This window comes from Prochlorococcus sp. MIT 1201, assembly GCF_047303415.1.
Taxonomy (GTDB): Bacteria; Cyanobacteriota; Cyanobacteriia; order PCC-6307; family Cyanobiaceae; genus Prochlorococcus; species Prochlorococcus marinus_D.
Window position 1 is genome coordinate 76,688 of sequence record NZ_CP138947.1, and the last position, 15,061, is coordinate 91,748.

At 43.9% G+C, this 15,061-nt stretch carries 7 protein-coding genes; 4 read left to right on the forward strand and 3 right to left on the reverse strand.

Annotation, left to right across the window (positions count from 1 at the left end; all coding sequences use genetic code 11):
• Positions 1-548 precede the first annotated feature (548 nt).
• From SIB41_RS00390 to SIB41_RS00405, 4 genes are all read left to right on the forward strand, one after another.
• The gene (locus SIB41_RS00390) at positions 549-776 is read left to right on the forward strand and encodes a hypothetical protein (RefSeq protein ID WP_413359541.1); all 228 of its coding nucleotides are present in this window, start codon (positions 549-551) and stop codon (positions 774-776) included.
• A gap of 71 nt (positions 777-847) precedes the next feature.
• On the forward strand, positions 848-3,382 hold the full coding sequence (locus tag SIB41_RS00395; RefSeq protein ID WP_413359543.1) for a VapE domain-containing protein: 2,535 nt from the start codon (positions 848-850) through the stop codon (positions 3,380-3,382).
• Positions 3,382-4,173 (forward strand): hypothetical protein, encoded by a 792-nt coding sequence (locus SIB41_RS00400; protein WP_413359546.1) that lies wholly within the window; start codon positions 3,382-3,384, stop codon positions 4,171-4,173. The genes SIB41_RS00395 and SIB41_RS00400 overlap by 1 nt, the downstream gene beginning before the upstream one ends.
• On the forward strand, positions 4,170-4,385 hold the full coding sequence (locus SIB41_RS00405; RefSeq protein ID WP_413359547.1) for a hypothetical protein: 216 nt from the start codon (positions 4,170-4,172) through the stop codon (positions 4,383-4,385). The genes SIB41_RS00400 and SIB41_RS00405 overlap by 4 nt, the downstream gene beginning before the upstream one ends.
• 225 nt (positions 4,386-4,610) lie before the next feature.
• Here SIB41_RS00405 and SIB41_RS00410 read toward each other — a convergent pair whose 3' ends face one another.
• From SIB41_RS00410 to SIB41_RS00420, 3 genes are read right to left on the reverse strand one after another with little or no spacing between them, the layout of a single operon-like run.
• Positions 4,611-14,252, reverse strand: a complete 9,642-nt coding sequence (locus tag SIB41_RS00410; RefSeq protein ID WP_413359550.1) for a hypothetical protein — start codon at positions 14,250-14,252, stop codon at positions 4,611-4,613.
• A 3-nt stretch (positions 14,253-14,255) separates the two neighbouring features.
• Positions 14,256-14,741, reverse strand: coding sequence for a hypothetical protein (locus tag SIB41_RS00415; RefSeq protein ID WP_413359552.1), 486 nt, complete (start codon positions 14,739-14,741; stop codon positions 14,256-14,258).
• Positions 14,738-14,950: a hypothetical protein gene (locus tag SIB41_RS00420; RefSeq protein ID WP_413359554.1), complete on the reverse strand. Its 213-nt coding sequence runs from the start codon at positions 14,948-14,950 to the stop codon at positions 14,738-14,740. The genes SIB41_RS00415 and SIB41_RS00420 overlap by 4 nt, the downstream gene beginning before the upstream one ends.
• Between the last annotated feature and the right edge of the window lie 111 nt (positions 14,951-15,061).

The following is a 15,061-nucleotide window of genomic DNA, read 5'->3' on the forward strand; positions in this document are numbered from 1 at the left end:
TGGTTTCGACGGGGTATGAGGAGGGTGACTGAAGCCTGCTCGGTAAGAGCAAATCCGTAACTGCGAACAACATCGTTCGTTTCTCCCGTCAGCCTGCCCTCGTGGCTGCCTGACCCTAATAAGGGAGATGGGGTGAGGTCAGCCTTATCACCCAAATGACCCATGGGGCCTGAGAGGGCCCCTCTTTTATTGCTATGAGAGGGGTTTCAAGGGACACGCGTTTCGGACTGAAACGTCTTCGGGATAAAACTCGGGATAAAATACCCTTCTTCTGGTGCTCATGGGATTGTCTGTACGCTACCAGTAGTGCAGCGCCGTTTTTAAGAGTTATAATTAAGGAGATCAACCGAACCGGCCAAACACACCTCAGTAAGCCCAAATTTTTCGTGCTGCTGCTCTACGAAGCAGTGCAACCTCCGACAGTTTCAGTTTCTGACTGTTGGCTCGAGCAATGGCTGAACGGGTTCCGGCGACAGGTCAATACAAACCGCATAACTCTCATGAATGATCATTCTTTGATCTCTAGTGGCTTGTTGTCGTCTGAATTGATGGCGCAACGGCTTGGGATTCACGTGAAGTCGCTATTGGCGATGCGACGAAGTGCGATTACTCCTTTTAAAGAGGGCCGTGATTATCGCTGGTCCGGTTTAGTCCAAGGAGGCCGTCTGCAATGGAAGCCTGTTGCCACCGAGAAGGCCTTTGAAGTATTCCAGCGTCTACCAGCTGAGGAGATTGAAACATTTGGCGCTCGCTCGAAATTGGCAGCCAGTGCTTGAGCAATAAATAACCCCGGAAGGTTGCATTCCCCGGGCTTCTTTGATGTCCAAAATCAAGAAACTTCTGAACAATGACTAAACACAATTTTTTCTCAGAAAACCCCCTAAGCAAACTTTGTGACCTTGCTGAAGCTGGTGACGAGAGTGCTCTAAAGATGTTTGATGACGCTCGTTTGGCACTAGAGCGTTGCTTTCAGGAGGACCCCTCTGATCAGATTAAGCGCTTTCTGGAGCTGTTGAGGAAGGATCCAAGTTCCACCCGAATCCGTGGGATTCTGCCGAAAGGCAATCACAACGATCGTGGCCGCAAAGGAAAACTTTCCCAGCACCTAATCAAGCAATGGCAATCAGAGGGGCGCAGCATCTATGCCGTCATTGGAAACAACGGCGACAACGACAAGAGTATTACTTCATGCCCAGCTGTTTTTATTGAGCACGATGATTGCAGTCGGCTATGGCAGCTGGACTGCTGGCGTGATCTGGGCTTGCCAGAGCCGACGGTTCAGATTGATACCGGCCATAAGAGCATTCATAGCTATTGGGTGCTCGATCAGCCGCTAGCTCCAGAGCAATGGCGCGATCTGCAGAAGCGCTTGCTGAATTTTGCAGATGCTGATCGCAGCATCAATAATCCCTCCCGGGTAATGCGATTGCCCGGCACCATTCACCCGCAGACAGGCAAGCCATGCCAGATAGCCAATGCTGCTGGGGCTAGTTATTCCGTTGAAGAGATCAGCAAAGCGATTGCCAAGCCAAAGGAGTTGCCTGATCTGTCGAATTTGTTGAGTCGAGATCAGGAACAGTTAGTGGAGAAAGGTGCTCAGGAGGGTGATCGCAACAGCCAGTGTTTCCGGTTGGCCGTTGGAACGATTGCAGTGGAGAATGCCGCCAGGGCAGCTGGAATCAAGTTCAGCGGTTGTTCAGAAGAGATAGTCCGTCAATTCGCGGCTCGATGCGAACCGCGGCTTGGGGAAGACGAGCTGATCAAGGTTTTGCGATCTGCAGAGAGTCGATCGCCAGAACCGGATCCCGGCTGGCCAGGGCGCGAGCGCTTCTGGTTGCGACAACAGCAGGGGCAGGAGTCTGCACCACGATCGTCCGCAATAGCGGAGGACTCCCGTGGCGCAAGGTTGGTTCCAGGTCACCGTCATCGTCTTAAGGCCGATCAGGTCCTTAGCAACTTGCCTTGGGTATTAGGCGGGAAGCCAAGACTGAACATCCGTACAGGTGATGTGTATGTAGCGGATCAGGTTCTGGGAGCCAATGACATCGGCAGGCTGTACGTGAGGCTTTCGACGTCAGCAGAGACTTGGCCAAAAGAGGCAACCTCTGATGCTTTGCAGCTCCTCGCAAAGCAGAACCAGTTTGACCCTGTTCAGGATTATCTCGAGACGATGCTGCGAGTAGACCCTTTGCCGATGAAGCAGTGGCAGCGACTGGATAGGTTCTTGCTGGGAATTGATGATCCGATCGCAGCTGCGTTTCTGCCGCGATATCTCATTTCTGCTGTTGCTCGTATTTTTGAGCCTGGTGCCAGCATTAGACAGACGCCGGTTCTGGTTGGTCCGCAATGGCGGGGCAAGTCAGCTCTTGGTCGAATTCTTTTTGGAGTTGATTACTGGACTGAAGGTCTTGAGGACTTAGGTCGTGATGCGTTGATGAAATGCCGAACCGCATGGGGGGTTGAGCTGGCAGAGCTGGATGGCGTTACTCGTAGAGCGGATCAGGAAAAGCTCAAGGCATTTTTGACTGAGCGGATAGACACCTACCGCGCTCCCTATGAACGTGCTCCTGAACGTCATCCGCGCCGATTCGTATTTTGGGCGACAAGCAACGGGTCTCCTCTAAGAGACGCCACCGGGTCGACTCGATTTGTTTGCATTCGGATTTCTGATCGGATGTTGCCTTTGGCATGGGCGAAGGAGCATCGAGATGCAATCTGGGCTCGTGCCGTCGAGCAGTACCAAGTGGGCGTTCAATGGGACGTTTGCGATGAATTAGAGCGGGATGCGATTGCAGGGCGTAATTGTGACTTCACTGAGATTGATCCGTGGACGGATCAGGTTCTCGACTACTTAAAGCTCCACACACCTGGTCCGGTGAAAAGCCCTGATTTACTGGAGTTTCTCGGTGTCCCTGTTGAGCGTCGCAATAACCAACTCAGTGCCAGGGTGCGGCAAATTGCAGAGCAAGCCGACTGGGAGTGGGGCCGACGTCGTGTCTCTGGGGGACAAAGACTTGCAGGCCTTTGGGCCCCTCAGTCTGGCCAAAGCGGTCACACCGATGGCCATGCCACTGGCCATAGCGAAGATCCAAGTAACAGCAAAGGATCTGCGGTTGTGGTCACACCGGACATATCAAAAACAAAAGAGTTGACTCAGAGGGGGGAGTTAAAGCCTGATGGGGTTGTGTGCGCAGGTACAAATCGAGCGCGAGAAGGTTCTGGCCTAGTTGGTGTGGCCGGGGTGCCTAGGTCGGAGGTCAACAGCATTGCAATGGATCTTGTGACCACACCACCGAGTTCTCAGCGGTATGTCCAAGGCAGCAGTTGGGATATCGACGCCGGTGATGATCCGCATTGGGGGCCACGAAAAGGGATCTCTTAATGAGCAGTTCTGATTGCCAAGTGGTGAGCCTTAGAGAAGCTGCTCGTCGCCTTGGGCTACCACTCACCAGTTTTCGACGGATTGCGCAGGCCGAACCAAGATTGCAGGCCTGCATTCAACCTGGACGTCCAGCGAAAGTGGATCTAAAGCGTTTGTTGATCACTTGGCGTCAATTAGAGCAAGCCGATAACAGGTCACTCAGTCCCCGGCAGGAGTTGGCATTAGAACGTCGTAAAAGACTCTGGTGGCAAAGTCGCTCTTTATTACTACAGCTGCAGGAAGAGGAAAGAAAGTTTTGTAATGCCGAGCAGATTCAGAATGCAGAGAAGGAAGTATTCGCTCTGCTTGAGAAACTAATGAAGAGTTGGGCACAATCGATTGCACCACAGCTGCTTGAGAGTAGGGATGCATATGGCTTAATGCTCTCAAGCATTAACAGCACTTTGCAGGCTGCAAGTGATCAAGCACAAAGAAATGCAGATGTATATCAAGAAACAGAGCGGCCCGTGCAATTAGCTATGCCACCTGAGCTTCCATCGCTGGAGGTGTTACAAGCCGATATTGAACGAGCACGCGGTGGACTTCATCGGCTAAGAGCACAACAGGCGGCAGGTGAAGTGGTTCTGGTTACAGATGTAACTAGCAAACAATTTGATCGCTGCCGCAGGGTGCGAGATCAATTTCTAGCTTTAGCGCCAAGGCTCAGCGGTGTAGCAATCGGCTGGCGAACTATCTCAGAAGCAAAAACGGAATTGATCACAGGAGTATCAACAGTGTTGGCGGCCTGGTGAACCACGAACAACGGCCTGCCGCTAGCGATTTTGAGGGCTGGGAGGCCACCTTGATTAATGCACTCCAGAAGAACCTAAAGGGAGGGGGGTCTCCTCTAACTCCACTTGAGACTGCCTTGGATTTCGCAGTCTTAGCATGGGGTCATGGAAATATTCATTTGACCGCAGTTCGAACTGAATCCATCAGCTTTGCCTACTTAGGTGATTATTGATTGAGAGTTATAGGCCCTATCATGACTCGTTTCTTATCTGACCCTTGAATAAGCACAATCTTTAGGCGGCTATGAATATTTAAGGTTATTGATTGGGTTGTATGAATAAGCAGGCAATACTTCGCACTATTGAATAGCTCAAAAGTGCACTGGCCAAGCCAGTTAAATATATTTTTTGGATATAAAAAGGATGTTTCTTACAACAAGCTTTATTGTTGCTTTGCTTTAACCGGTGAGCGGATCTTGGAATTCAGTGCCAGCAATGTCGTGATCGCTGCTGTCGCTATTGCCATCAGCGCCGATCACACCCACAGCTGTTGGGTTTTCCAGTGATTCAACGAAGTCATTACCCGCTTCTACAGCGTTTTGATCCTTAAAGGCTTGGTTATCCCAGGCGGCATCGCCTGTTGTTCCCTGGCTATCGAGTTCATCCCAAGAAATTTGATCAGAACCGGTAAAGCTTGATTGTGTTCCATTGGAGCTTTGATGCAGGCTTTGGCCCCAATCGGCATCCAAGACAGCTAAATCAGCCATGGAGATCTGGCCATCAAAGTTGGCATCCACTCCTCGCGCCACACTGGCATCAACAACGCCATCATTATTGGCATCAACCTCAGTTGCACTGTCATCAGCACTGACTTGCTGTTGCCTTGCAGCTCCAGCATTGAGATAGGCCAGATCTTTCATCGATACCCGGCCGTCGTAATTCAAATCGCCTTGATAGGTAATCAGGTTTTTGGAACCCTTTTGGTTGCTGAAGAGATCTGATCCATCAGCTTTCAAACTGGCAATGCCTAAGCCGAGATCAACAACATTGCCTGCAGCACCGGTGATCTTGATCGCTGCATGCAGCTCGCCAGATTCTTGCGCTGCTGATTCGAATTCTCCTGTAGTTGAACTAAAGCTGCCGCTGTTGAGGCTGTTGCGCGTGACCTCAATATCGTTCGCGTCGATGCCTTGGTAGGCAAAATAACTCTCGCTTGCTACCAGTTCTGCATTGCTGTTGGTGATGCCTGTGACTTGGATGTTTTGCGCCTCGATATTGCCAAGATTGGTCCAGGTGCTTGTTGTTGAGATCGTGTCACCTGAACGAAGCAAATTTGTTTGTTTTGAGTTATAAGATCCAATATCAAGATCACTACTTAAGATCAAGCCATCGCCTTGTTCTTGTAGATTGATTGTTGCCTCATAAAGGGTGACTTTGGTTCCATCAACAGCTAAATCACCACCCAGTTCGCGCAGGCTCTTGATCTCGCGATTGCTTAACCCTGCAGCATCGGTGAGATCCTTAGAAAATACTGTTTCATCTTGATTGGCACTCAAGCCAAAGAACAGTGGTGTGCTGAGATCGTCAATGCTGCCATCTGAATTTTGATTGAGTTCGGCAAGATTAAGTTCATTGAAATTCAGATCGATCGACGCCAAAACACCACCATCTGAGCCGATGCTCGCTCCGGCATCGGCTAGATGGTTTCCATAGAGATCTCCTGGATCTAGATCTCCAAGACTTGCAGCAGCAATCCGGATTGTTCCCACATCATTATCAATGCGTACCGCATTGGCGATGGGTAGTTGCCCGCCAATCGTGATATCAGAGGCTTGGATCTCATTAAACAGATAAGGATCAAATTCAATCGTGATATCAGCTGTTTCTAAGTCATATCCATCAACAAGGCTCTTGGCTGTGATATCCAGGCGATAGGTGTCTTGCCAATCAACCGAATCACCAAGAACAGCAAGTTGCCTGAGATCAGTTTGCGTGTCAGTGCCGTTGATTGAATGGAGGCTATAACCCAGCTCGATATCACTTTCCAGTGTTGCCTCTGGATTCTCTGCCCATGTATTGACGATCTCGTGGTTGGTTCGGGTTAGATCATCTTCTTCTCCCGTTAGTTGCATATCAATGTCCCCTAACCCCGTAATGCCAGATGATGCATAAACAGTATTGATATCTGCTATCGCACCAGTAATTGTCTTCACAGTGCTAGCATTAATGGTTCCAGAAGAAAAGTGGTTTAATATAATGAGTGTCGTTGCAGTAGCACTTGTATCGGTAAGTGTGATCGCCTCACTCCCTAATCCCTTAATGTCAGGTGACAAATAAGCAGCATTAATCTCGTCAATGGACCCACTGATGTTTCCAACAGAGGAAGCATCAATAGCACTGCTTGTAGCCGTGCCGAGAGTTTTAAGATCAGTCGCAGCAATAGCGACATCTGTCAGAGTTACAGTTTCTACTCCTAGCCCTGTAATTCCATCGGCTGCGTAAGCAGCATTAATCTCGTCAATGGACCCACTGATGTTTCCAACAGAGGAAGCATCAATAGCACCGCTTGTAGCCGTGCCGAGAGTTTTAAGATCAGTCGCAGCAATAGCGACATCTGTCAGAGTTACAGTTTCTACTCCTAGCCCTGTAATTCCATCGGCTGCGTAAGCAGCATTAATCTCGTCAATGGAACCACTGATGCTGCCAACAGAGGAAGCATCAATAGCACCGCTTGTAGCCGTGCCGAGAGTTTTAAGATCAGTCGCAGCAATAGCGACATCTGTCAGAGTTACAGTTTCTACTCCTAGCCCTGTAATTCCATTGGATGCGTAAGCAGCATTAATCTCTTCAATGGAACCAGTGATGGTTTGAATAGCACTTGCATCAATTGCAATATTTGTTGCAGCAGCTAAGGTATTTAGAGCAGTTGCGCTAACAGTTGTATCCTTAACCGTATTGGTGTAAGCATTATTGCCATATGAGTTAGTTAATGAAACAAGAGTTGTCATATCAGTTTCTAGGACGTTTGCAGTTATGATTCCTGTCGTTTTTCTGTCGAGAGCATTGAGATCTGATGCCGAAACTGGAGCACTTAAAGTGAAATTTGTATTCTCCAGCCCGCTAATTCCACTCGATGCGTAAGTAGCATTAATCTCCTCAATGGAACCACTGATGGTTCCAACAGAGCTGGCATCAATTGTTCCATTGATTGTTGTAGCTAATGAGTGAATAGAACTAGCTGTAGTTACCGAATCATTGAGATTTAAATTTGTACTTTTAATATTAAAAACACGAACATGACCACTATCTACTCCATTGCCATCATTTAGATATGCTCCAATAGCGACAATAGAGCCATCTGCTGAAAGACTGACTGTCTCTGCCTGACCAGATTTATCATTAGCGGCTTCTCCATCAATATCACTACCTATTTGCTGCCAGGTTCCATTATCATTTTTAAAAATACGAACATGACCACTATCTGGTCCATTGCCATCGTTTCCATATGCACCAATCGCAACGATTGAACCATCATCAGAAAGACTGACAGATCGACCAAAATTATCCCAATCTGCTTCTCCATCAATATCGCCACCTATTTGCTGCCAGGTATTGTTGTTGTTTTGATAAATTCGTACATGGCCCTTATTTCCTGCCTCATGACCAGGTGCACCAATCGCAACTATGGAACCATTGGAAGATAGACTTGGTGTAAAACCAGAGTAATCACTATCGGCTTCTCCATCAATATCATCCCCTATTTTCTGCCAGGTGTTGTTGTTGTTTTGATAAATTCGCACATGACCACTATCTACCCCATTGCCATCATTGAAGTAAGCACCAATAGCGACAATAGAGCCATCTGCTGACAGACTGATCGATTGTCCAGATTTGTCATTAGCGGCTTCTCCATCAATATCACCACCTATTTGCTGCCAGGTTCCATTATGATTTTTAAAAATACGAACATGACCACTATCTGGTCCATTGCCATCGTTTTGATATGCACCAATAGCGGCAATAGAGCCATCTGCTGAAAGACTGACAGATCGACCAAAATTATCCCAATCTGCTTCTCCATCAATATCATCCCCTATTTGCTGCCAGGTATTGTTGTTGTTTTGATAAATTCGTACATGGCCCTTATTTCCTGCCTCATGACCAGGTGCACCAATCGCAACTATGGAACCATTGGAAGAAAGACTTGAGGTGAATCCAAAGTAATCATCATTCGCTACTCCATCAATATCACTACCGATTTGTGTCCAGTTTCCATTATGATTTTTAAAAATACGAACATGACCACTATCTGCTCCATTGCCATCGTTTTTATACGCACCAATAGCGACAATAGATCCATCTGCTGAAAGACTGACAGATTGTCCAGAACAATCGTTAGCATCTTCTCCATCAATATCATTTCCTATTTGATTAAAAGTACTAAGCCCCTTAATACGAGATGATGCATAAACGGTATTGATCTCATTAATGGAACCTTTGATTGTGGTTACAGAAGTAGCATCAATTTTTCCATTTGTTTTTTCGTTAAGACTATTGAGAGTGCCTGCAGTGGTCGTGGTATCGCTGAGAGTGACCGAAGTATCAGCTAAGCCTGTGATGCCAGATGATGCATAAACGGTATTGATATCATCAATGGAACCCTTGATTGTGGTTACAGAAGTAGCATCAATGGCACCATTTGTTGTTGCTTCAAGATTAATAAGAGTGCCTGCAGTGGTCGTAGTATCGCTGAGAGTGACCGAAGTATCGTCTAAGCCTGTGATACCAGATGATGCATAAACGGTATCGATATCATCAATGGAACCCTTAATTGTGGTTACAGAAGTAGCATCAATGGAACCATCTGTTGTTGCTTCAAGATTAATGAGAGTGCTTGCTGTTGTGGATTTATCGCTGAGAGTGACAGCTACATCATCTAACCCTGTGATGCCAGATGATGTATAAGCTGCATTGATATCTGCTATGGCTCCGGTAATGGCTATGACAGAACTAGCATCAATGGCACTATCCGTAGTCGCATCTAGGTTGTTAAGGGCAGTTGCATCTATGATTGTAGTCGTTAATGATTGATCAATCGAAGTATCATTAATAAGAACCGATTTGGTCTCTAATATTTGTTGAGTATATTCTGAGTCTGAAAACAATTTAATGTCTATCGTTTCTGTTCCCTCAGTTGAAAAATCATTACTTAGCAGATGTGAAAAACGTGCTTGATTGTTTAAAATAAGACTAACATTCTCTAATTCACCTGAATTGAAATCATCAGAATTGATGCCATCTCCTGAAAGCTTTAGATAAATATTACTGCCATCTGATATACCTTCTGTTACAATTGAAGTTGTCAACAACTCGCCTTCATTGATAGAGTTAGCATTTGTTGTTAATGAATAGCTTTGTGTCTCAGAGATAGGAGTATATAAGTCATTATCTTCTCTAGACGTATCATTAATTTCAATTTTTAATGTTTCACTAAGTGAATTACTTCTTTGAGGATCTGAATAGAGATCTATAGATAAAGTTTCTAAGCCTTCAGTCTCATTGTCTTCAAAGAGTGAATGTTCAATAGTTGTTTTTTGATCAACGATTGTACTAAAACCCGAGAGAGAACCTAGACTGAAGTCGTTTTGATTAATGCCATTTCCCGAAAGAGTCCAGAATATATTCTCACCATCGTTCACATTTGTTGTCGTGATATTTGTCGTTATAAGATCACCTTCATTGATCGTCTCTTCATTATTTGTTGTGATCGAATATGTTTTTTCTGGTGCACTAGTTGCATCTTTGATAGTGATGGAAGCCGTATCAATGAAAAATTGTTGTGTACGTGCTGAATCGGAGTAAAAGTTAATATTAAGTGTCTCATCAGCTTCTATTGACTGATCAGTCTTCACATCAAAAGTTAATTGTTTTGGAATACTCTCACCTGTTGGACTCAAACTATCTTTATCGATAGATATAGAACCCTTTAAATAATTTTCAAATAAATTTTTGTAAAAACCATATAAATCATCTATATTAAAATCAGTGTATTCAATACCATTTCCCGATAATTGATAGTAAATAGTTGCCGTGTTATATCTCAGATTCGAACCATCAACACCGATATTTATAGAGTCACCTTCATTCACTTCGATTGAGTTTGATTGGACCCATTCTCCGTCTTCATATTGATAGGGTCTAATTTGATATGTTGGTGGTAGAGGATCTTTTATAATTATTGATGCGTTAGCTAGGGGGGTTACACTTTCATCTTGCCAATTACGATATTGATCATATGTCTCATATAACTTGATTTCTAAGACTTCATCGCCATCAGTTTGTCCGTCATCTTTTATTTCAAGATGAATTGGCATTGCACTACTGTTAGGTGAAAATTGACCTCCAATTAAATTGAAATGATCTAAACTCGCCCATTGATCATCATGTTCGATTCCTGCACCAAATAGACGCCACCATCTAGTTACACCAACTTCTGCTTCAGGTAAGTTTGTAGCCTCAAAGTTGATTGCTAATGTGCCCCCTTCATTAATCGATACTGATGGAGTGGTTGTAATACTGTATAACCCTTGAGAATTGCCAACAGACGTATCCAATATTGTTGTAGAAACAGTTTCTCCAACTTGCGTTGACTTATTTGCATCTAAATAGAATTTAATATCAAGATTCTCGTCTCCTTCATAAATTGAGTCATTTAAAAGGCGTAATTGAAGATATGAAGTCCTCCCTTCATAGGCAGTAATTGTCTGTGAGCCAATTTGACCAGTTGTTGAAAATGTTGAATCTAAATTTAAAACTTTGAGATCTATATTGTCTATACCTTCCCCTGATATGTCGTAGTAGAGTTGTTGTGGATTATCAAATTCAGGTAATCCATCAGGCGTTAATCTCACATAATAGGTCTCACCTTCATTGACGTATGCAGGAGCATCGATGAAATATTGATCGGCAATGCTAGGGATACCTTTTGAGGTATCCCTAATTACAAAACTTGTATTTGCAATTGGTTGATTAGTTAGTTTGTCTGAAAGGCTTGAAAAAAATTCGACATTAACTGTTTCATCTTTTTCACTTTTTAAATCATTGTTTACATCTAGAAAAATAGACGCTTTGTTTTCGTCCCCTGTTAGATTTAATTGGCCTTCAATTGTTTCTCCTTCAAGGAAGGTAACGGCTCCAGGCCTGAAACTCTCTTCTTGCTCAGCAATTTGACGAATACTAGTAAAATCTTGAGCGTTAATATTAGTACCTCTAGCAGTCCAATATAGTTCTGAACTTTGTTCGCCTTTGATATCTACAATACCTTGAATATCAAGTTTTATGCTTTCACCTTCATTGATATAAGATGGTGTAGAGATTGAAACTGAATCTAAATAATCCTCGCGTGGCTTGCCGATTTCTATGCTTTGAAATGAGGGGCTTACTGGATCTTGAAATCCAGGATCTGTATACCAACCGACTTGATAATATTCATTGATGCTATCGCCATCATCTTTGATCGTCAAACTTATATTAGTCGTTATATCCTTATAGATGAACTCTTCTCCATTTAACGCTTCTAAACCTTCAAAATCATCAATAGTTACTGATCGATCAAGATCACTTTCTCCTGGTAGGCTTTCTATTCGCCAATAAAGCTTGGTTGGATCATATTGATTTGATAGCCTTGGTGTAATAGTATGTTTTACTGTTTCTTTCTCGAAAACAGTAGTACTTAGTCTGTTTGGGTTGCTATAGTTTTCAAACTCATAATAGACAGGTGAGGTAGATGTATCTCTAATCTCTATTAATTCTGATGATGCTATGGATTCTTCAGTGGAAAAATTAGGTGTAGAATACCAGTTGATTTGAACATTCTCAGAACCCTCTGACTTTTGATCATCTCTTACAGGGATTTTAAGGCTAACCTTTTCATTGCTTTTTGCGTCAACAGCTCCTTTTATGAAATTATATCGGCCTACGTTTTGAGATGTTGAGCCATCTATTGTCAGATTGTAATCATTTATCCATGTAATTCCTTCTGCTCCAGAGCCTCGTATGTTTTCTTCAAAAACATAAAAGTCCTCATTATTTACATCTCCAACCAAATTGAAATAATATCTTTTATATTCTAGTTGATCGTCAATATCAAAAGGTGTGAACTCATGCTCAATGTATCCATTTTCATCTATTGAATTAGAGATATTATTGATTAAATAACTCTCAGGAATTGACGTATCTTTTATCGTTATCGGATCAGATGAAGCAAGTAGATTTTCATCAGTAAACTTCGCAGTCGAATACCAGTTGACAGTAAATGACTCTGTACCTTCCTGAGAGTCATCTGCTTTTGCCCCTATCCATATTTTATTTTCACCTGGATCATTATCGACCTCGAGAGAGCCACTTAAAGGTGTAATGAAGTCATATGAGTCTAAAGTGTTTTGATTACTTAAAATCTGCCAGTAGATTTCGTCGCCATGATTGCGTATATCTCCACTTGATATATTGAGTGATGCATAAACAATCGAATTATCCTCTCCAGAAAAAGGAGGCCCTTCTTCTATTTCGTCTTTATTATTTATTGCTTCATAGGTAACTTGTTTTGGCTTTGAAGTATCCTTTAAAATAAAACTGCTACTTTTAAGCTCTATTTTATTTTCAGGGTCAGCATACAAGCTAAAATTAAATTTCTCATCGCCTTCTGTTTTATTGTCTGCTTTTGGTAATAGCTCTATTGTTTTAGTTCGATCATTTCTAATTCCGATAGAACCCTCGTAGGAATTTTCATTAAAGTCATAGGAATCTATTTCATCTCCAGAGATGCTCCAGTAAAGAGGAAGGTCTCGAGATCTAGGCAAATCATTTAAATCTCTAGCGGTGATATTGATAAGGATAGGCCCATTTTCACCTCGCCAGCTTGGATTCGATTGACCGATATCAAATGATGCTCCTTCTAATATCGCAGATTTTATTTCTGGATCATGTAAATCGAATGCTGAATCACGTAAACGTGTAATGCCACTTGATACATAAGCGGTATAGATGTCTGATGCTGTTCCTGTGATGCTCGACACAGTGCTGGCATCAATGGTTCCAGAAGTTTTGTTATCTAAGCTATTGAGATCAGAAGCAGCAATAGTTGTATCGCTTAGTGTCACTGCTGGATTCCCCAAACCTGTAATGCCACTTGAGGCATAAGCCGTATTGATGTCTGCTATTGCTCCCCTGATGTTCGTCACATTACTGGCATTAATGAGTCCATTAGTGTTGTTATCTAAGCTATTAAGATAAGCAGCAATAGTTGTATCGCTTAGCGTCACTTCTGGATTCCATAAACCTGTAATACCACTGGAGGAATAAGCCGTATTGATTTCATATGCTGTTCCCATGATGTTCGTCACAGAGCTGGCATCAATGAGTCCAGTCGTGTTGTTATCTAAGGTATTGAGATCGGAAGCAGCAACAGTTGTATCGCTTAGGGCCATTGCTGGATCCCCTAAACCTGTAATGCCACTTGAGGTATATGCAGTATTGATGTCATTTATTGCGCCCGTGATGCTCATCACATTGCCCGCATTAATGAGTCCAGTCGTGTTGTTATCTAAGATATTGAGATCAGAAGCATCAATAGTTGTATCGCTTAGGGTCAATGCTAGATCCCCTAAACCTTTAATGCCACTTGAGGCAAGTGCAGTAAACATGTCATCTATTGAGCCCGTGATGCTCATCACATTGCTCGTGTTAATGAGTCCAGTCGTGTTGTTATCTAAGCTATTTAGATCAGAAGCGGCAATCGTTGTATCGCTTAGGGTAATCGCTTCATCGCCTAGGCGAAGAAATACTGTAATATCCTTACCGGGAATAGGATTATTGATAAGCCAGGTATTGTGCCCATAAACAGTATTAACATCATCTATAACTCCATTGATACTAATAGAATCTATGGTCAAATAATGTTGACTTGGAAGGCTATATATTCTGGGTATTTCTCTTAAAGATAGAAGTTCACTTGCTTGAACTGTATTGTCATCAATATGATAAAAGAAATGGCGACCCAAGGGCGCTATATATTGAAAATCGTCTGGCTCTCTTGCTGTCATAAACTAAAAATCACTTTCGCCAACTAGGCCTTCAAAGTTACCTTGCCAATTTTTTAATGTGTCTTGATCAACCACCAAGGAGAAGAGATTTACCCTCGTAATATTATTGCTATAGATTTCAGCATTATCTCCGGTAACTTGTTGTTGACTGCTAATGATCTTTGTACCAGTAATTGCTTTTAATTTTTGAACCTTTCCTAAATTCTGAGCAGGTTCACAACTCCACAACACCAACCGTTCGAACTGGCAATTAGCTAATTTCTTAGCTTGTTGGAAAACTGCTTTTGTATCAATTAACTGACCCCCCAATCGCATGCCATCTGAACTGCCATTGCCAGACAGATTGCTGGCTTCGCTATTTGGAGCAGACGTGTTAGCAGGGCTGGCATTGCCGTTATTCGTTGCTTCTCCATCAGCCGCAAAGCTTTCTTGGCCTGCATTGATGCTGGCCTGATCGTCTTGTTCGTTGCTGTGATCGAGGCTGCTCATCGCCGCAAGCCTCGCCAGCGGCTTAGCGCTAGACCGTGCCCTTGGCGATGCTCATTCGCTTGGCCTTGCCCTTGCTTATTCCTACGCCCTTGCCTTTGGCCTGCTTCTACCCCACCCACAGCCAGCAGCTTGATCTGCAGGCAGGCTGATCCATCAAGGAGCCCGCTCAGCTCCCTGGCCAAAAGATCAGTATTGGCGGGGGGTAGCACCTTACAAGCGGTTGATCGGCACAATTTCAAGCCTATTTCTAGGGGAAATCGCTTAGCTCAGGCAATCCTCTGCCAGAAGACTTATCGATTCACTGCCGTGATGCTGTTGAG

Coding starts and splice junctions, on each gene's coding strand:
- SIB41_RS00410 (WP_413359550.1), bottom strand. CDS start 14,252: ATGACAGCAAGAGAGCCAGACGATTTTCAATATATAGCGCCCTTGGGT.
- SIB41_RS00400 (WP_413359546.1), top strand. CDS start 3,382: ATGAGCAGTTCTGATTGCCAAGTGGTGAGCCTTAGAGAAGCTGCTCGT.
- SIB41_RS00415 (WP_413359552.1), bottom strand. CDS start 14,741: ATGAGCAGCCTCGATCACAGCAACGAACAAGACGATCAGGCCAGCATC.
- SIB41_RS00395 (WP_413359543.1), top strand. CDS start 848: ATGACTAAACACAATTTTTTCTCAGAAAACCCCCTAAGCAAACTTTGT.
- SIB41_RS00390 (WP_413359541.1), top strand. CDS start 549: ATGGCGCAACGGCTTGGGATTCACGTGAAGTCGCTATTGGCGATGCGA.